The following is an 18389-nucleotide window of genomic DNA, read 5'->3' as shown; positions in this document are numbered from 1 at the left end:
GGGCAAGGAGCGTCAGTCCCGAAAAGCCATCGGGTTGGCGACAGACATAATCCACTCCGGGTACAGCCTCCGTCCATGGCACAGTCGGTTCCCGTCGAGACAATCGAAGGTCTGAGCGTGCTCGCCATCGTCGCGGCGCTCTCTGTCTCCGTGTTCCTTCTCCGCGGGCGAGACGGAGAATCCAGGCCACTCGATACACTCCGGGCGCGATTCGTGCTCGGCGTCCCATGGGGAACGGCCCTCAGCGTCCTCGGGGTACTGGCTGTCTACGTTTTCCTCCAGGGTGGCGGCCAGCAGGGCGGTCCGGTCGTCGTCGGGTTCCGGTCGTGGTCGTTTGGCTATCCACTGGGGATGGTCACAGCGGCCTTTGCCCACGCGGGCGAGGCCCACGTCACCGGCAACCTCCTCGGAACTGTCGTCTTCGCTCCCGTCGCCGAGTACGCCTGGAGTCACTATCCGACCAGACGGGGCAGCCACTCCTTTGGCGGCTGGCTGACGAACCCCTTCGTCCGCATCCTCCTGTTCGTCGCCGGCGTCGTTCTCGTCGGACTGGCGACCAGCATCTTCACGCCGGGGGCGCTCATCGGTTTCTCCGGTGTCGTCTTCGCCTTCGGAGGCTTTGCAGTCGTCACCCGCCCGCTGACTGCGGTGTACGCGCTCGTCGTCGAACGGGTCGTCAGTGTGAGCTACTATGCGGTCCAGAATCCACTGGTCCTCGCCCGCGGGCGCACCCAGTTTGTCACCCCAGGCTGGGCCGACGTTGCCATCCAGGGACACGCGCTCGGCCTGCTTATCGGGGTGCTGGCTGGCCTCTGGCTGGTCCGCTCGCGTGGCGCCTGGCCCGGCTACCGGCGGGTCTACTTTGCGACGCTGGTCTTTGCAGTCGCCAAGTCACTGTATGCCTTCTATTGGTATCTCAGCAACACCGAGTACGTCCTCTTTCGGGGACTCGGGATAGCCGCGCTGTTCGTCCTCGCTGGCGTGGTCGCGGTCGCGTTGGCCTCACGAGACCGAACGCTGGTGTCCAGCATCGACCTCTCGCGACGCGAGGTGGCCGTTGGCCTCCTGCTGTGTGTCGTCCTCGCTATCGGTATCGTCGCAGTGCCGTACAATCTCGTCTCCGTCGGTTCGGGGCCGGAGGCAGACGCCGGCGTCGAGGTGCGAGACTACACCGTAACCTACGCCGAGCAGGTGCCAAACCAGTACATCGCCGGTGTCGACGTGCCGTATCTCCGCGACTCGCTGACAGTCAACACGAGTGGCGTTATCGTGACCAGCGAGCAACGTCACGCCTGGGAGGCCGTCGTCCCCGCCGGACGACTCGCGACACGGGGAAGCGTCCGCGTCCCCGTCGGCGGCGTCGGCTGGCGGGAGACGGTCGTCGTCTCCCGGTCGGGCTGGTCGGTCGTCGACGGCGAGAAGACGTACAAGGTCTTCGTCGAGCCACCCGACAGAACTGCAACGCAGGTGTTCGAGGCCGACCCGGTCCGGGTCCCCGCGGTCCTCAACGGGAAGCGAGTCACGCTCGCGCCGGCCGAGGAGGGCTACGAGCTTGCAGTCTCGCGAAACGACACGACAGTCGCGACCGGACAGGTCCCGGAGGTAGACACGAAGGAGACCATCGGCGGCATCACCTTCAGCAGGAACGGAAGGGACCTCAACGCCTCCGTCGGAGAGACGAAGATTCGAATCGCGACGCGCCAGCGGTAGTCACCAGTCGATGCGGAACACTTCGACGTCGATGTTGCGCCGGTCGTCGGTGTGGAAATCGAAGGCCTTCGGGAGGTCGAACTCCGCCCGGAAGGCGTGGGTGACCTCGCCGCCGTTGTCCTCGGCAAACGCTTCGACGAAGTCCGCGCTGTCTGCGTTGTGAATCGAGTAGGACACGTCTGCGATGTCCGCGGCGGTCGCGAGAAACGCCCGGTCGGCGTGTTCGTTACCCTGCTGGGCGCCAAAGGGCGGGTTCATGATGACCGTCGTCTCGGTGCCGGGCCAGAAGGGCGCCGCCGTTGCGTCGCCACGCACCCAGGAGACGACACTGGCAGTCCCAATCCGGCGTTCGTTCTCGCGGGCGGTCGCCAGCGGGGCCGGGTCGATGTCGATGCCGACGACCGCTTCCGGCCCCCGGAGGGCTGCTCCGAGTGCCAGCATACCCGTCCCACAGCCGAGGTCTACGACCGTCTTGCCCTCAACGTCACCCTGGAGGTCGGCAGTGTGAACGAGGTGCGCGGCCAGGTCGGGCGGTGTCCGGTACTGTTCTAAGTCCGCCCGCGGGTCGTCGAACCCGACGACCACGCCGAGTTGCTGGGTCAGCGCGCTCTTCGTTGCCATCGGTCACAATACCCCCAATTAATACAAAAATCTTCGGCCATGCCCGGTAGTAATCATGCTATGCGTGGGCGACGGCTCTGAACGTCTCGGAGCGCTCCTGGGCGCTTTCGACGGTAAAGCCGGCCTCGACGAGCAGTTCCCGTGCCCGCGTCGCGGAGAAGCGTTCATCGACCGGCGGGCCATCGTCACCGGACCCCTCTCGGGACCAGTCGACGACGACGAAGGGAGCGTCGGCCGCCAGCACGCGCTGGAGGTCGGCCAGCGACTCGGGTGTCGTCGACTCGTGGAACGTCATCGTCGAGAACGCGCCGTCGACGGCGTCGGCGACCAGCGGGAGCGATTCTGCATTCGCAGTCACCGGCGAGACGTTCTCCGGGATTCCCTTCTCGCGGTACAGTTCGTGCATCTCCGACTGGACGTCGAGTGCGGCGACGCGGCCGACAGAGGGCGCGATTTCGTCGGTGTAGAAGCCAGTGCCACTGCCCACGTCGAGGACAGTCGCGTCCGGGCCGCGGGGGAGCGGGCCGAGCAGTTCCTCACGGGAGCAAAAGCGAAATCGCGTGGCGTCTTCGAGACTCTGTGCGCGTGTGTGGTCGAAGGTGTGAAATCCCATGTCTGAAGTCACCAGGTTCCGTGGAAGGTGTCGAAGGAGAGTTCATCAAGCGGTTTCTCCCCGATAGCAATCTCGTACTCGCCGGGCGTGAGCATCGGCTTCTTGAACTGTGGGCCGTCGTCGGTGGTGATTCGCGGACAGCCGGTGTTGACGTAGGCGTCCATCCCGAAGTTCGTCAGCCGGTCGGGCGTTATCTCGTCCATCGTGATGAGGTAAGCGTCGTCGTTGTTCTCGACGATTTCCTCGGCCTTGTCCCAGCGTCCCTGCCCGATTTTCGTACAGAAGATAACCCCCCAGGTGTCGGCGTCCATCGCCTTGTGGACCGAGGCGTAGCGCTGTTTCATGAACTTCTCGTTGTCCGCTATCTTGACGACGTTGTTGACCGGGTCGCCGATGACGACCTTCTTGTCCGGGTGTTCCATCGCCAGTCCGAGCGGGTGGAACTTGCCGCCGCCGATGTACAGAATCTGGTCGGCGTCGACCTCCGCCGAGGCGTAGTTACAGCCAAGCACCTGCCCTTCGTGGGTCAGTCGGTCGTCGCCGCGACGGGTGTGGACCTCGTAGCCGCGGTCTTCGAGGTGTTCGCGCATCGCCTCGAATTTGTTCATGTGCTGGGCGGTCGTGACCAGTCCGACGTCGGGGTCGTCCTCGGCTGGAGTGAGTTCCTCGTCGAGTGCCCGCTCCAAGATTGGGAAGACGTCGACATTCGAGAACAGCGGGACGTAGATGATGTTGTCCGACTCTTTCATCGGCGAGTGGCCAAAGTGGACGAACACGTCTGTCCGGCGCATCAGATAGGTGTCGAGGTCACAGGCGCCATAACAGGGCTGACCCGAAATCATCACCGAGACGCCGTCCGGCAGGAGTTCTCGGAGATCGTCTGCCACGCCCGGCCCGCGTCGTTTGAGTCCTTCGGGGAACTGCAGGCCGACCGTCTCGGCGTCGCGCTCGTCGACAGCCGCTGCGATGCGGTCGAGTTCGTAGTCCCACTCGCGGTCGTGACGGAGACTCATCCCGGTGTTTCGGAGGTCACCCTCGGGTCGGTCCGTCGTGTCCTGGCTCATTGGACACGCTTAGTCGCTGGGGGCGTATAACGACGGTGTTTCTGGATACCTCGGTCGCTCCCATCGGCAGGACTTTAGGCGTTCGTGACCAAAATCCGCCGATGAGCGTCGAGACCGATTCGCCCGCCGACAGCGACCAGACAGCCGAGGAACTGGCCCAAAAACTCGGCGAGGCCATCACCGAGATGCCCGCCTACCAGACCTTCCAGGAGAAAAAGGAGGCTGTCGAGGCCGACGAGACGGCCCAGGAACAAATCGAGGAGTTCGAACAGATTCGCGAGGAGTATATGATGGCCCGCCAGACCGGACAGGCCGACCAGGAGGACCTGCGGCAACTCCAGGAAGCCCAGGAAAAGCTCCACTCGATTCCCGTGATGAGCGAGTTTCTGCAGGCACAGAACGACCTCGAACTTCGATTGCAGGCACTAAACGAGCACGTTAGCGACCCCCTTGCCGTCGACTTCGGCGAGAAGGCCGGCGGTTGCTGTAACGACTGACCCACACTTGCCTTTTCGCGACCGTCCGAAACCCCTTAGCCCCGGCCGCGCGCACCGGGACACATGGACACCATCCACTCAGACTGGGGCGACTGGCTGCCCCGCGCCGTCGAAGACGCCGACCCCGACGGGATTGCCGTCTGGTATCTCGGCTGCAACGGCTTCGTGCTGAAAAGCTCAAGCGGGACGACACTCTTTATCGACCCCTACCTCAACACTGGCGACCCGCCGCGAACGGTGCGGATGATTCCGGTTCCGTTCGACCCGACAGACGTCGCAGAAGCCGACGCCGTCCTCGCGACCCACGAACACTCGGACCACGTCGACGGGGCGAGCCAGGGACCGCTCCTCGAGGAGACGGGAGCGAACTTCTACGGGCCCGACGCCAGCATCGACGTCGTTCGCGAGGAGGGGTGGCTCGACGAGTGGGACATCGAACCGGGCCAGCTCGAACGCGTCGACGAGGGCGACGGCATCCGCATCGGTGACCTCACGGTTCACGTCGAACCCGCCAACGACCCCGACGCAGACCACCCCGTCTCCTACGTCGTCGAACACCAGTCGGGAACCTTCTTCCACGGTGGCGACGCCCGGCCCGGTGCCTTCGAGGAAGTGGGCGACGACTACGACATCGACGTCGGCGTCCTCGCCTTCGGCAGCGCGGGGATGATTCCGGACAAGCAGACGCGTGAGCCGAAGTACACACAGTGGTACAACGACGAGAACATGCTCGTCGAGGCGGCCAACGAACTCCAAGTCGAGACGCTCGTGCCGACCCACTGGGACATGTGGAAAGGGCTGACTGCTGACCCGACGGCACTCCACGAGCACGTCCGGAGCTTCGAGTATCCCCGTCAGCTGAACGTCATCGAGATCGGGGACAGAATCGACCTGTAAGGGCCTCGAGAGGCAAAATCGCGATTCGAAACGGATTCTCTTGACTCCATAACAGTAAGTAGCTTTAAGACCGTCGCTGAACGGACAGTATACCATGAGCGATTCACAGGCGTACGAGGAGGTGCGGACGTCTTCGGATGGGGTGACCGTGACAAAGCGGTTCGAGGAAGACGAGTTTCCCGTCCCCGCGATTGCCTTCGAGTTCGTCTCCGAGCGCGACGAGGCCGTCACCGTCACGCTCACCGACCAGGTACCAGAGAGCGTGGCCGTCGAGGACCTCGGTTTCCATCCCGAGTACGGCAGCGAACACTGGACTATCGACGAGAAACAGATTACGTTCGAACGGGAGCTAGAGGCCGAGGCGGAGTACACGACAGTCTACGGGATTCGAGCGACGGGGGCCGACAACGTCGAGAAGTTCCTGACAGAACCCACCATCGAGACGGTCGAACCGCCACTGGACGGGGAGACAGCAGACGACATGGATACCGACGATATCATCCCAGAGAGCGACAGCGACGTCGTCAAAGACGCTATCTCGGGTGAGGGGGAAGTACCGGGACTCGAAGACGAAGACGAATCGACCGACGAAGACATCGGAACCCTGGACCTCAAAGACCCCAACGAAGCCCAGGGTGAAACGAGAGTCACTGACGACAGCAGTGACGACGAACCGGAAGAAAGCGCCACCGAAGACAGCAGTGATTCGACGGACGACAGCGCCGAGACGGCAGCGGCCACCATCGACGGCGAGTCGGTAGTCAGCGCGATGGCGGCGGAGATTCGGCAAAACGACGTCCCACTCGACGACCTCAAGCTCGTCCAGCGGGCCATCGACAAACTCGCCGACCGCGACGACACCGACGGCGTCCACGACGCCCGGGTCGAAAAGCTCCAGAGCGACGTTGCGGACCTGCGTGCCTACACGGACGCACTCGAGGAGTTCCTGGAGGAGAGCGGGACTGGCGACCAGCTCATCCAGGACTTCGAATCACAGCTTGAATCGTTCGACCAGACCCTCGACGACGTCCAGTCGGAGCTTTCCGAGACGAACACGACAGTCTCCGAGGTCCGCACCGAGATGGACGACGTCAACGACGACGTCGAGAGTATGGGCGAGACAGTCGACGACCTCGAACAGTCCCTCGCCACTGTCGAGGAAAACGTCGCGGAGATAGAGGAGAAAGTCACCAACGGCGACGTGGCCGGCCGACTCGAAGACATCGAATCGGAAATCGAAGATATTCGGGACTGGCAAGAGCAGATCAAGTCGACCTTCGGCGGCTAGCGTCTCGAAACCGGTCTTGTTTTGTCGCACGATATCTTCGTCTCTCCCAATGACGACCGTGCGGGTGGCCGTTCCGAGGAAGGGGCGACCACTGGAGAGTGTTCTCGAGCGACTCGCCGAGAGCGTCCCGTTCGAGGAGACCGCCGACGACATCATCTCGACGCTTCGCTACGAGAAGGCAGTCACGAAAGACAACCAGCAGGCCGACAGCGACGTCTACGACCGACTGGCCCGATACAGTGACCTCTCGGACCCGACCGAGCCAGAGTACACGCTCTTGCGCGACGACCGGGAGGGGATGCCCCGGCGTCTCGTCTTCGACAGCGTGACCGTCCCGGCCGGCGAGACGGACATCCAGTTGGTGGGCCGTGAAGAGCCGTTCAGGGCGCTTCGAACCCACGAGTTCGCGCTGGGGTTCGACAGTGCCGACCTTGTGCTCGAAGAGGTCGTCCAGCTCAGTGACGAGCCCATCGACGGCCTTGACGCCGCGAACGAGCGCATCGACCCGCTGGATACCGACGTCCGAATCGTCGACGGCCTCGGCGATACGGTGTATCACACGCTGCTGGCGACACCGGAACTGCTCGAAGGCAGCGGGAGCGACCTCGACCGCGCTTTCGTCGCGGACTACGAGGGACCGTTCTGCATCTCGCCGCGATACGAGCGACTCGTCGAGGCGGTGCTGGGCACGAAAGTCCTCGACGGCATCGACTTCACCTACCCCGAAGAGGGAATCGAAGAGGAGGCGTCGATTGCACAGACGGGTATCGGGGTGTACCTGACGGTGACGGGGTCGACCGCCCGGGACAACGGCCTCGTGCTCGGCGAGCAACTGTTCCCCAGCGAGACGGTCCTCCTGGAGAACACCTCCGAAACCGACGAGACGACACGGACCGTCGCCACACTGTTCGAGCGGGGCGTCGAACAGCCGATTCTCTGACCTGATGGGAAGCTTTTAGCGGGACTGTGCCGATTTGTCCCTGTGGCCAGTCAACGCCGAACCGTCCTCGTGGGGCTTGGATTTGTCATCGCGGCGATAGCCGCCTTTGTCCTCTCCGGAGTCATCATGACCATCTTGGTGGCAGTCGCCGCCAGTTACATGCTGTTGCCGGCTCACAAGTGGACGATTCGTCACGGCGTCCCCCCTTACTGGAGTGCGATACTCGTGACCCTCGCCGGCGTCGTCGTGAGCCTGGCGCTGATAGTGCCGTTCGTGTTCGTCCTGTACGCGCGGCGGGATGCACTCCTCGATGGTATCGCGGCGCTCGATACCTCGATTCCCGTGACTGTCGGCAGTGAAACACTCACGCTCAATCTGACGCCGCTCCAGGAGGCACTCACCCCGAACGTCTCGCGTGTCGCCGTCGCCGCTGCACAGCAGGCGTCGGTGTACTCGGCGAAGTTCATCGTCTACGCCTTTGTCGTCTTCGCGCTGTTGTACTATCACACCAAACTCCGCTCGCTGGCCTTCGGGCCCGTCCCGACTGGGTATCACGACATCGCCGACCGGGTCCACGTTCGCGTTCGTGAGGTGCTGTTCGGTCACTACGTCCTCGTGTTGGCGGGCGGGGTCGTGACCTACGTGACGGGGCTTGGCGTATTCTTGCTCTTGGATTACCAGTTGCCCTTTATTCTCGCACTCATCGGTGCCGTGCTCTGGGCGCTGCCGTTTATCAGCGCCGCCCCGCTCGTCTTCGGCCTGGCGGTGTTTCACTTTCTCGAGGGCGAGTTGCTGGCGCTTTTCGCCGTCGCGACGCTCGGAATCATCTTTCTCGTTGCACTCCCGAACCTCATCGTCGACGCCGTCCGATTTCGACTCGGCGACCCGGAACGTCTCTCACAGACGCTGTATTTCGTGGGATTCGTCGGTGGCGGGCTGACGGTCGGTCTCGTCGGGGTCGTCATCGGTCCGATCGTACTGGCTATCGTCGTCGCTCTCACGAATCTGCTCGCGGAGGGCAGTTCCATCGGGCCGGAATCGGCGCGGCGACAGACCGAATAGTCGACACCGATCACGGTAGTGCAACCGCGCCGGTCGCGAGCAACAGGGCAGTGTTGTAGACGGTGACGGACACGGTCACGGTCGCAAACAGTGCCAAGAAAATCGTCGCGTTCCGGTCCGAAAGGAGCGCCCACCCGCCGACGAGCCACACCATCGCCGCGAACTTGACCAGCCAGAGTCCAGCGGGTCCAAAGGACCCGAGCAGCACACGGACGAGGACGTTCCCCTCCTGGAGGCCGACGGCGGTACCGGTCATCGTCAGGAGGATGTCGGCGACAGTCGCAACGAGGATGAGCGCCCAGAGCAGGGCATGACTGCGCGTCATGTGGCGGTTGCGACGGAGGGTGAACAACGGCTGCTGGGGACCCTCACCGGAGGACATCACCAGCGGGTACGGGCGCCAGCCCCCTGAATCTTGGTTCGACCACAGATTCTTGGCCGTCAGCGCCATAGCATCCAACACTGGTCGCATGGGTGAGACGTTCTACAGCGTGCTCGGGATAGAGGGAGACGCCGATACGGAGACGATACGCCGGGCCTACCGCGAGCGAGTCAAAGAACACCACCCGGACGTCAGTGACGACCCCGACGCGCCCGAGCAGTTCAGGCGGCTGACGACCGCCCGGGACGTCCTCGTCGACGCCGACGAACGGCAGCGATACGACCGACTGGGCCACGGTGAGTACGTCAGCCAGTACGTCGACTCGACTGCCTGGCACGAGTCGGCGACGAGCGACACCAAAACGGAGCCGACGAGTACGAGTACGACAGCGACCGAGCAGACAGACCCCGGCTACGACCGGACCGCCTGGCTTGGCGAAGGCACTCCGGGAAAACAGCGCACACGGCGGCGACAGAACCGACAGCAGAGCTACACGGTCGGCCCGACGGCAACGGCCAAGGAGTGGCAACACGCGTCACAGACGTACCGGCGAGCCGAGACCGACACGGGAGAGACCCACTCGTCGCTCCGGAATCTCCTCGCTGCGCTGCGGTCGGTCGGGCCGTGGCTACTCGTCCACGTCATCTTCCTTGGGAGCGCGGCTGCGACCACCTGGCTTGCGTTCTCGCAGTTGTCGACCCAGGTCGCCGTGTCGTGGCCGCCGCTTGTGGTCGGCGTCGTTCTGATTGCGATGACAGTCTTTGCCTCCGTGTTGCACGTCATTTCACAGATTTACGCTTGACATCCTCCCGCTAAAGCACGGGGCTTTCTCCTCGATTTCCCGTAAGGACAAACCGTTTGTACGCGCCAGCGATACGTGTGTGTATGCAAGTACGCGAGGTTGCCGACCTCGACCCAGGGGAACGGGCCGCGCTGTTCGAGCGCGACGCCGGTGTCGAGGCGGTGCGTGAAGACGTCCGTGACATCATCGACCGCGTTCGCGAGGACGGCGACGTTGCACTCCGGGAGTTCAGCACGGAGTTCGACGGCGTCGACGTGGGAAACATCGAGATTACCGACGAGGTCGAGCGCGCACGCGACCGCGTCGACGACGACCTGCTCGCGGCCATCGAGACGGCCGCCGAGAACATCCGGGCGTTTCACGAGCGCCAGCACCCCGAGGACTGGCAGGACGATTTCGACGGGCGCGAACTCGGCCGCCGATACCGGCCGATAGAGAGCGCCGGCGTCTACGCACCCGGCGGGACCGCGGCCTACCCCTCCAGCGCACTGATGGGCATCATCCCCGCGAAGGTCGCCGGCGTCGAACACGTCGCCGTCGCCACGCCGCCAGCGGACCAGCTGAACCCGGCGACGCTGGCTGCTATCGACGTGGCTGGCGCGGACGCGGTCTACCAGGTCGGTGGGGCACAGGCCATCGGCGCGCTCGCCTACGGCACGGAGACGGTCACGGCCGTCGACACAATCGTCGGCCCGGGCAACCGGTGGGTGACTGCGGCGAAAGCAGCGGTCCGCGGGGACGTGGAAATCGACTTCCTGGCGGGCCCGAGCGAACTGCTCGTCGTCGCCGACGAGACCGCAGACCCGGAACTGGTCGCGGCGGACCTCGTCGCACAGGCCGAACACGACACCGACGCCTCTGTCGTCGCGGTGACCGACGACGACGCACTCGCCGCCGCTGTCGCCGATGCCGTCGAACAGCAGGCGGCCCAGCGCGAACGGAAAGACGTCATTCAGGGCGCGCTGGACAACGACGCAAGCGGCGTGTTCGTCGCCCGCTCGATGAGCGAGGCGACACTCTTCGCAGAGGAGTACGCGGCCGAGCACCTGGCGATTCAGGCCGAGGACGAAGAGGCACTGTTGGATCGCATCGACAGCGCCGGGTCGGTCTTTCTTGGTGGGTTCAGTCCAGTGGCCGCTGGCGACTACGCGAGTGGCCCGAACCACGTTCTCCCGACCGGCGGGAAGGCCCGACTCGTCGGCGGACTCTCCGTGGATACGTTCCTCCGGTCGACGACCGTTCAGCGGCTCGACGAGGACTCACTCGGTGCCCTCCGGGAGACGATTACGACCCTCGCGACAGCGGAGGGGCTAGAGGCACACGCCGAAAGTGTAGAGAAACGCTTCGGAGACGACGACTGATACCGGCCGGAAACGCACAGGGACCGCCGGAAACCGACGGTAGTTGAGTTTATCGCAATAACTATTGGCCCACAGAACCTTCGTTTAGCAAATGGGTTCCCGCAAGATAACACGACGAGGAGTACTGAAAAGTGGAGCGACACTCGCCAGCGTCGGCGTCGTCGGCGGGCTGAGTGGCTGTTCTGAGCTGGTCAACGACCAGAACAGCGACGACGAGTCCGACGGCGACAGCAGCGGCGTCACGACTGACGTCCCCGAACGGGCGAACATGGTGATGTCCATGAGCGTGACCGCACTGCTCGATGACCAGGCGCTTCGCGACGCTGTCAACGATGCGCTGGCCGAACAGTCACCCGACGATTCGATGATGCCGACCACCGTGACCGGCGCACTCGACAGAGTCGAAGAGGAAGGCGGCGTCGACCCGCGAAAGGTCAACGAAGTCGTCCTCTTTGGTGAGACGGAGGAAACCGAAGAGACAGACTACGTCGGCTGGCTGACCTACACCGACTGGAGCGCCGAGGAGGTGACACAGCTCATCGAAGAGTACAGCGGTGACGACAGTGACGTCGAAACCGAGGAGTACAACGGCACGACGGTGTACGTCAGCGACGACGGCGATAGCGAGACCGAACGCGTTGCAGTCCTCGACGACGGCACCATCGTCCTTGGCCGAGCAGGTGCCACCAACGACGTCATCGACGCGCGGGCCGGCGACGGCGACGCGATTTCCGGCGATGTGCTCTCGGCCTGGGACGCAGCCAGCGGGGAGTACATGAAATTCGCCATGGACATCGAACCCGAGGACCTCCCCGAAGGCGAAGCTCAGGCTGCCGAGCAGACAGTCGAAGAGATCAAATACATCTCCGGGTCGGTGTACGCCAGCGGCGACAACCGCGGCGTCGAACTTCAGATGGAGGGCGGGTCCGAGCAGGACGCCGAGGACATCGAGACGTCCCTCGACGGCTGGCTCGCACTCGCAGAGGAGGATGCCGAAGACCCCCAGACCGAGGAGTTCGTCAGGAACACCGAAATCTCCCGGTCCGGAACGACCGTGACGGTCCGAAACGAAGTCGCCATGGAGACGATTACGCCCGTCGTCAGCAAAATCGTCGCCTCGTTCATGATGGGCCTGTCCGGACGGAGTGTGGGTGGTGGCGGCTACATGACAGATAGCGAGAGCGGCTCCGCCTTCGCCTGACCGGCGACGCTCGTCCGGTGCAAACAGTTAACAGCGTTCGGACGCTTCACAGAAATATGAGTAGTACTGCCGAGGACCCAGGCGGGAGCGGAAATCCCGTGCAGGTAACAGAACAAGCCGCCGAAGAAGCCCTCTCCCTGCTCGACGAGCAAGGGATGGACACCGACGTGAGTGGCCTGCGGCTGTACGTCCAGCAGGGTGGCTGTGCCGGCCTCTCCTATGGCATGCGCTTCGAGCACGAACCGGAGGGAGACGACGCAATCACCGAACACCACGGTCTGCGCGTGTTCGTCGACCCGTCGAGCCTCAACTACATCGAAGACTCCGTGCTCGATTACGAGGGCGGACTGCAAGGCGCGGGCTTTCACGTCGAGAACCCCAACGTCGTCAGCGAGTGTGGGTGCGGTGAGAGTTTCCGCACCTAACCTTCGAGTTCGAACGCAACCTCTACTTCTGCCTGGTACTCTCTGCCATCAGCGCCGGCTATCTCGACGCCCTGTTCGACTACTTCCACCCAGTGGACGTTGTCCAGTGTCGCTTCGGCACGGTCGACTGCGTTCTCGGTCGCTTGCTCGAAACTCTCCGAGCTCGTCCCGATCAGTGTGATTTTCTTGAATACCATCGCGCTAGTCGGTGACACACCCCGAGGTTAAAAATCCTCACCACACTACCTTTTTCCCGGTCGGGTGCGCTCGCGTTGCTCGCGCACCACTCCCGGCAAAAATCTGGACCAAAAAATACCGGACCCTCGCTCCGTTCGGCTCCGGTGAACCGGCGACTTCGTCGCCGGATGCCTATCTACTGATAGTCGACTTCGCCGTCGCCTTCGCCAATCCACGCACCGCGGTCCGGTTCGCGGGACTCGAGTGGGTCGATGTCCTTGTACCACGGCACGTTCTTGAGTTCCTCCTTGTTGAGGGCGAACTCGTCTTTCGTGTCCGCGACGAACTCGAAGTTCTGCGTCAGGAGAATCGCGTCGACGGGGCAGACTTCCTCACAGAGCCGGCAGTAGATACACTGCCCGATGTGGAGGTTGTACTGCTCGCCTTCCCGCTGGTCGTTGGTGACAATCTGGATTGTGTCGTTCGGACAGACGTTCTCACACTGCCGACACCAGATACACCGCTCCTGACTGAACTTGTGGACACCGCGGAACCGGGGTGACACTTCCGGCGTCTCTTCGGGATACTGGACGGTGAACGTGTTGCCGTCGAGTGCGTGCTTCATCGTCGTTGCCATACCTTTGAGGATTCCTAGCATGTTGTGACACCTCCAGTAGTCGTCGACGGCGACATCAGGCAATCACCCCGACGATGACGGCCGTCAGGAACAGGTTCGCGAACGCGAGCACGAGCATGCCCTTCCAGCCAATCTGGATGAGTTGGTCGATACGGACCCGAGGAACCGCCGACCGGGCCCACTGCGTGAACAGGAAGACGGCCCAGATTTTGACCATGAACCAGATGAAGCCAGGCAAAATCGGGCCGGCCGGGCCACCGAGGAACAGCGTGGCGATGATTGCGCCGCCGAGGAAGATGTGAATAAACTCACCGAGGTAGATGAGCACGAAGTACACCGAGGAGTACTCGGTCTGATACCCGGCGACAATCTCGGTCGGTGCCTCGGGGATGTCGAAGGGGTTCCGACCGATTTCAGCGAGATTCGCGATGACGAACAGCACGAACGCGAAGGGATTCACGAACGCGAACCACGCCGGAATCGCAATCGGACCCAGCGAGAACAGCGTCTCCTGCTGTGCGGCGACGATGCCGCCCAGTTGGAGCGTCTCCGCGAACAGCACGACGGAGACACCGGTCAGGATGAGCGGAATCTCGTAGGCGAGATTCTGTGCGACCGCACGCAGTCCGCCGAGGAACGAGAATTTGTTGTTCGACGCGTAGCCGGCCATCACGAGGCCAATCGAGGCCATCGACGCGAACGCAAAGACGATTGCCAGCCCGGCATCGGGGTCGGCCAGTTGCATGTTGATACCGAGAATCGACCCCATCGGGATGACCGAGAAACCGAGCAACGCAGTCGAGGCGATGATAAGCGGCGCGAGGTCCCAGGCCGGTCGGTCGACGCCCTCGGGAACGATGAGTTCCTTCGAGAGCAGTCGGACGGCGTCGGCGACGATAATCAGGAGACCGAACGGACCGATACGGTTGACCGCAATCCGGTCGGTAAACGCCGCGGTAATCTTTCGCTTCGCCCACGGTCCAGCGAGTGCCGTGTTCGTGAGCATGATGGTCCCGATAATAGCGGCACCGATGATAGCGGCGATGACTTCGCCAGCCATCCCGCCGATCGGCAGGACACCGGCAATCTGGTCGGGGAGCATCTGCATTAGCGGTCCACCTCCCCGAGCACGACGTCAAGACTCCCAAGCGATGCAATCATGTCAGGGATGTACTCACCCTCCGACATGGTCGGCAGCGTCTGCAGGTTACAGAAGCACGGACTCCGAATCTTGAACCGCGCCGGCTTGTCCGTGCCGTCCGAGCGGATGTAGATGCCGAGTTCGCCTTTCGCACCCTCGACCGCCCGGTAAATCTCCGTGTCCGGCTCCGGCTTGAGGGTCCGTGGGACGTTGGCCTGAATCTCGCGTTCGTCTTCGGGCCAGTCTTCGAGCAGGTCGAGACATTGCTCGATGATACGACCGGACTGTTCCATCTCTTTGAGACGGACGAGTGCCCGCGAGAAGTTGTCGCCACCGTCCTCGGTGATGACATCCCAGTCCAGTTCGTCGTAGTAGCCGTAGGGGTCGTCACGACGCAGGTCGTAGTCGACGCCGGAGCCACGGGCGACTGGTCCGGTCGCGCCGAAGGACTTGGCCTCCTCGTACGGCAGGACGCCCGTGTCGATGACTCGCGTCTGGAAGATTTCGTTCGACGTGAGGAGGTTGTGGTACTCCTCCAGCCGGTCCGGAAGCTCGTCGAGGAAGTCCCGAATCATCTCGAAGAAGTCCTCGCGCGGTTCCGGCAGGTCCCACGCGACGCCACCGAGGCGCAGGTAGTTGAACATCAGCCGCTGACCGGTCAGCTCCTCCAGAATGTTCTGGATAACCTCCCGGTCGCGGATGCCGTACATGAAGATAGCCGTAAAGTCACCGTAGATGTCCAGTGCGAACGTGGCGATTGCCAGCAGGTGCGAGGCAATCCGACACAGTTCGGCAGACATCGTCCGGATGACCTGTGCGTACTCCGGAACCTCGATGTCCGCGAGGTCTTCGGCCGTCCGGGCGTACGCCCACTCGTTGAGGATGCCCGAGGAGAGGTAGTCCCAGCGGTCGGGATAGGGCATAATCTGGTGCCGGTAGGTCGACTGCTGGCACATCTGCTCCTCACACCGGTGGAGATACCCCATGTCGGGGTCGAGGTCCACAATCTGCTCGCCGTCCAGCGTCGTCTTGACGTGGAGGACGCCGTGCGTTGCGGGGTGGTGTGGCCCGATGTTGACGAACATCGTGTCCGGGTCGTCCGGAATCTTCGTCTTCTCCTCCATCGGGTTGGCGTGCTCGCGCAGGGGCACAATCTGAGGTTTGTCCTGATTGTAGTCCTGGGAGAGTGGGTGGCCCTGCCACGTTTCCGGCAGGAGAATCCGGCGGAGGTCCGGGTTGCCCTCGTACTCGATGCCGACGAGGTCGTAGGCCTCTCGCTCGTGCCACTCTGCAGTGTCGAAGACGCCCGACGCGCTCTGGCTGACCGGGTTGTCACGCTCTGTCGGAACGACGACCGAGAGTTCCTGTGTCGGGTCGGCGTACTTCCGGAGGTGATAGATGGACTCGGCACGGTCCTGGTAATCCTGTGCGGTCACGCTGGCGAGGTGGTCGAAGCCGGCGTCCTCTTTGAGCGTCGACAGGGTCTCCTCGACTTCGTCGGGGCGGATGACGAATCCCTCGGCGTTGACGTGGTCCTCGCGGTCGATGACGTGGTCACCGAGCAGTTCGGCCAGTTCGTCGTAGTCGAGGGTGCCGTCGTCGGTGACGCCGGCGTCCGTCTCGGCCGGTTCGCGTGGGTCTTCGAGACTCATTCGTGGTCACCTCCAGTCATGGCGAATCAGCCCAGTTGAGCCGCATGACGAGATCTTCCTCGTCGATGTCCGATGCGAGACTCTGAACGATTTCGTCCTGTTCGAGGTCGCCGAACTCTTCGAGTTCGTACGGCTTGACTGTGACCGGGGACGTCTCGCCGTTCGAGGTCCGCTCCTGGAGTTTGGCGATGCCGTAGACGAGCGCCTCGGGGCGAGGCGGACACCCCGGAACGTGAATGTCGACCGGGATAATCTCCTCTGCGCCCTTGATGACGTTGTACCCTTCCTGGAACGGACCGCCAGAGATGGTACACGACCCCATCGAGACGACGAACTTGGGCTCGGGCATCTGGTCGTAGACCCGCTTGAGACGGGGTGCGAACTTCGAGACGATGGTCCCCGGGACGATGATGACGTCTGCCTGCCGGGGAGAGGCACGGGGGACGCCCGTACCGAAGCGGTCAAGGTCGTGTTTGGCCGCGTAGGTGTGCATCATCTCGATGGAACAGCAGGCAATCCCGAACAGCAGCATGAACATCGAGGACCCCCGGACCCAGTTCATGAACTGGTCGAATTTGGTGAGAATGAAGGGGGTGTGTCCGAATGCCTGCCGGAGTTTGGAGTTGAACCGGTCGTCGACACCCTCGCCCATCCGGGCGGCCTGGGTCGACTGTGCCTGTTCCAGTGTATCGTGGAGTTCTGTGTCGTTGCTCATGATTTGTGTTCTGTCCGCTGTCTGTCAGCCCGTGGGCTGCGGACCCACTCGACTGCACCATTGCGCCAGGCCCACGCGAGGCCGACGACGAGGATACCGATAAACAGCACCATCGGTCCCAGTGCACGGAGGAGACCGACGTTCTCGATGGCACTGCGATAGACAACCGTCCAGGGGAAGATGAGAACGGTTTCGATGTCGAAGACGACAAACAGCAGCGCGACCATGTAGTACTGGATATTGAACCGAATCGAACGGCTGCTGCCAGTCGGCACCTCGCCACTCTCGTAGGTGGCGCGTTTGCTCGTTTCGGGGACGCTCGGCCGCAGCAACGCCGATACCATCATCATACTCAATGGGATGACGATTGCCACGAGTGCCAGCGCTCCGATGGCTATCCATGGATTGACCATATTGGCTCCTATCATTTGACGGTTTGGAGCGGTCCCATATAAGGGTTGATTGTTGTGGTTTCGGTGCGCGCCAGTTCACCACCGAGGACGGCGGCTGGAGCGGTTACTCCCCCCGGAACCCCGGCGTCCCGAGTTCGTGGAGGTCTCGGGACACCTCGCCGACGCCATCCTGGAGGTCGTTGTGATAATCGACGAGGCGGTCGTGGAGCTGGTCGTGCTGACGAGCGAGCATCTGGACGGCCGACAGCGCCGCGTTGAACGACTTGCCCGCGTCGACGGCGACCAGCGGCGCACCCTGTGGCATGCCGATGACCGATTGGAGTGATTTTTCCTGGACCGGCACGCCGATGACCGGCAGCGGATACGCGATAGACGCGGTCATGTTCGGCAAATCCGCCGACTTCCCGCCCGCGCCCGCGATGATTACGTCGAGTCCGCGGTCGGCCGCCGTGGCCGCGTAGGCGTACATCAGGTCCGGTGTCCGATGTGCCGAGACCACGAACGTCTCGAAGGTAAAGCGCGCCTCGGGCGGGTCCTCGTAGCTGGTCTGCTCTGCAAAGCCCAGTTTCTCGGTCAACACGTCGTAGGCCCCAGGCCGCCCCTCTTTGGAACCGGCCATCACGTCGAGGTCAGAATCGGACCCCATGATGATGCCGATTTCGGGAGTGTCCTCGGCCGGCCGGTCGCGCTCGGCTTCCGCTTCGAGGTCGTCGATGAGTGACTGGACGCGGTCTGAATGTGTCATATCCCACAATCCTCCCGGCGGAGTCGTAAGCGTTGCTGGTCCCGAC

General features: G+C 63.1%; 21 protein-coding genes. 10 read left to right on the top strand and 11 right to left on the bottom strand.

The features are described 5' to 3' along the window. Nucleotides 1-75: 75 nt before the first annotated feature. Nucleotides 76-1710: a rhomboid family intramembrane serine protease gene (locus QYL91_RS10125; RefSeq protein WP_302080381.1), complete on the top strand. Its 1635-nt coding sequence runs from the start codon at nt 76-78 to the stop codon at nt 1708-1710. On the opposite strand, the gene QYL91_RS10120 is transcribed toward QYL91_RS10125, so the two are convergent. The 3 genes from QYL91_RS10120 to dph2 are packed head-to-tail and all read right to left on the bottom strand — an operon-like array spanning nt 1711 to nt 4008. Beyond that, nucleotides 1711-2331: an METTL5 family protein gene (locus QYL91_RS10120; protein ID WP_302080380.1), complete on the bottom strand. Its 621-nt coding sequence runs from the start codon at nt 2329-2331 to the stop codon at nt 1711-1713. 58 nt (nt 2332-2389) lie between these two features. Further along, nucleotides 2390-2944, bottom strand: coding sequence for a class I SAM-dependent methyltransferase (locus QYL91_RS10115; RefSeq protein ID WP_302080379.1), 555 nt, complete (start codon nt 2942-2944; stop codon nt 2390-2392). An 8-nt stretch (nt 2945-2952) separates the two neighbouring features. After that, nucleotides 2953-4008 (bottom strand): diphthamide biosynthesis enzyme Dph2, encoded by a 1056-nt coding sequence (gene dph2, locus QYL91_RS10110; protein WP_302080378.1) that lies wholly within the window; start codon nt 4006-4008, stop codon nt 2953-2955. A gap of 101 nt (nt 4009-4109) precedes the next feature. On the opposite strand from dph2, the gene QYL91_RS10105 reads away from it, so the two are divergent. The 5 genes from QYL91_RS10105 to QYL91_RS10085 all read left to right on the top strand — a co-directional run bounded on the left by QYL91_RS10105 (nt 4110) and on the right by QYL91_RS10085 (nt 8692). Beyond that, the gene (locus QYL91_RS10105) at nt 4110-4505 is read left to right on the top strand and encodes a YlbF/YmcA family competence regulator (RefSeq protein WP_302080377.1); all 396 of its coding nucleotides are present in this window, start codon (nt 4110-4112) and stop codon (nt 4503-4505) included. A gap of 63 nt (nt 4506-4568) precedes the next feature. Continuing rightward, nucleotides 4569-5402, top strand: coding sequence for an MBL fold metallo-hydrolase (locus QYL91_RS10100; protein WP_302080376.1), 834 nt, complete (start codon nt 4569-4571; stop codon nt 5400-5402). A gap of 94 nt (nt 5403-5496) precedes the next feature. Then, on the top strand, nt 5497-6690 hold the full coding sequence (locus QYL91_RS10095) for a hypothetical protein (RefSeq protein ID WP_302080375.1): 1194 nt from the start codon (nt 5497-5499) through the stop codon (nt 6688-6690). Nucleotides 6691-6739: 49 nt separating this feature from the next. Further along, nucleotides 6740-7630 (top strand): phosphoribosyltransferase HisG-related protein, encoded by an 891-nt coding sequence (locus tag QYL91_RS10090; RefSeq protein WP_302080374.1) that lies wholly within the window; start codon nt 6740-6742, stop codon nt 7628-7630. 42 nt (nt 7631-7672) lie between these two features. Next, complete coding sequence (locus QYL91_RS10085) at nt 7673-8692, top strand: AI-2E family transporter (RefSeq protein WP_302080373.1); 1020 nt, start codon at nt 7673-7675, stop codon at nt 8690-8692. 10 nt (nt 8693-8702) lie between these two features. On the opposite strand, the gene QYL91_RS10080 is transcribed toward QYL91_RS10085, so the two are convergent. Next, on the bottom strand, nt 8703-9074 hold the full coding sequence (locus QYL91_RS10080; protein ID WP_302080372.1) for a DUF5658 family protein: 372 nt from the start codon (nt 9072-9074) through the stop codon (nt 8703-8705). Nucleotides 9075-9162: 88 nt separating this feature from the next. Here QYL91_RS10080 and QYL91_RS10075 point away from each other — a divergent pair, with 88 nt between their 5' ends. The 4 genes from QYL91_RS10075 to QYL91_RS10060 all read left to right on the top strand — a co-directional run bounded on the left by QYL91_RS10075 (nt 9163) and on the right by QYL91_RS10060 (nt 12863). After that, nucleotides 9163-9876, top strand: a complete 714-nt coding sequence (locus QYL91_RS10075; RefSeq protein ID WP_302080371.1) for a J domain-containing protein — start codon at nt 9163-9165, stop codon at nt 9874-9876. Between the two features lie 83 nt (nt 9877-9959). Continuing rightward, nucleotides 9960-11237, top strand: a complete 1278-nt coding sequence (gene hisD, locus QYL91_RS10070; RefSeq protein WP_302080370.1) for a histidinol dehydrogenase — start codon at nt 9960-9962, stop codon at nt 11235-11237. A gap of 91 nt (nt 11238-11328) precedes the next feature. Then, nucleotides 11329-12438 carry a hypothetical protein gene (locus QYL91_RS10065; protein WP_302080369.1) on the top strand — a complete coding sequence of 370 codons (1110 nt, stop codon included), beginning with the start codon at nt 11329-11331 and terminating at the stop codon, nt 12436-12438. 56 nt (nt 12439-12494) lie between these two features. After that, complete coding sequence (locus tag QYL91_RS10060; RefSeq protein ID WP_302080368.1) at nt 12495-12863, top strand: HesB/IscA family protein; 369 nt, start codon at nt 12495-12497, stop codon at nt 12861-12863. Here the strand turns inward: QYL91_RS10060 and QYL91_RS10055 are convergent. The 7 genes from QYL91_RS10055 to QYL91_RS10025 form a co-directional block, all read right to left on the bottom strand. Further along, entirely contained in the window at nt 12860-13060 is a 201-nt protein-coding gene (locus QYL91_RS10055; protein WP_302080367.1) for a dodecin, read from the bottom strand. The genes QYL91_RS10060 and QYL91_RS10055 overlap by 4 nt on opposite strands. Before the next feature lie 176 nt (nt 13061-13236). Then, entirely contained in the window at nt 13237-13698 is a 462-nt protein-coding gene (locus tag QYL91_RS10050; RefSeq protein WP_302080366.1) for a NuoI/complex I 23 kDa subunit family protein, read from the bottom strand. A 34-nt stretch (nt 13699-13732) separates the two neighbouring features. Continuing rightward, entirely contained in the window at nt 13733-14737 is a 1005-nt protein-coding gene (locus QYL91_RS10045; protein WP_417750576.1) for a complex I subunit 1/NuoH family protein, read from the bottom strand. Between the two features lie 47 nt (nt 14738-14784). Beyond that, on the bottom strand, nt 14785-16470 hold the full coding sequence (locus tag QYL91_RS10040; RefSeq protein WP_302080364.1) for an NADH-quinone oxidoreductase subunit D: 1686 nt from the start codon (nt 16468-16470) through the stop codon (nt 14785-14787). 16 nt (nt 16471-16486) lie between these two features. Continuing rightward, entirely contained in the window at nt 16487-17185 is a 699-nt protein-coding gene (locus QYL91_RS10035) for an NADH-quinone oxidoreductase subunit B (RefSeq protein WP_302080363.1), read from the bottom strand. Further along, nucleotides 17182-17598: an NADH-quinone oxidoreductase subunit A gene (locus QYL91_RS10030; protein WP_302082854.1), complete on the bottom strand. Its 417-nt coding sequence runs from the start codon at nt 17596-17598 to the stop codon at nt 17182-17184. The genes QYL91_RS10035 and QYL91_RS10030 overlap by 4 nt, the downstream gene beginning before the upstream one ends. Before the next feature lie 103 nt (nt 17599-17701). Further along, nucleotides 17702-18343 carry an AIR carboxylase family protein gene (locus QYL91_RS10025; protein WP_302080362.1) on the bottom strand — a complete coding sequence of 214 codons (642 nt, stop codon included), beginning with the start codon at nt 18341-18343 and terminating at the stop codon, nt 17702-17704. Nucleotides 18344-18389: the final 46 nt, after the last annotated feature.

The sequence above is a fragment of the Salinibaculum rarum genome (assembly GCF_030505615.1).
Lineage (GTDB): Archaea > Halobacteriota > Halobacteria > Halobacteriales > Haloarculaceae > Salinibaculum > Salinibaculum rarum.
This window is presented reverse-complemented; position numbering and strand designations above follow the sequence as displayed.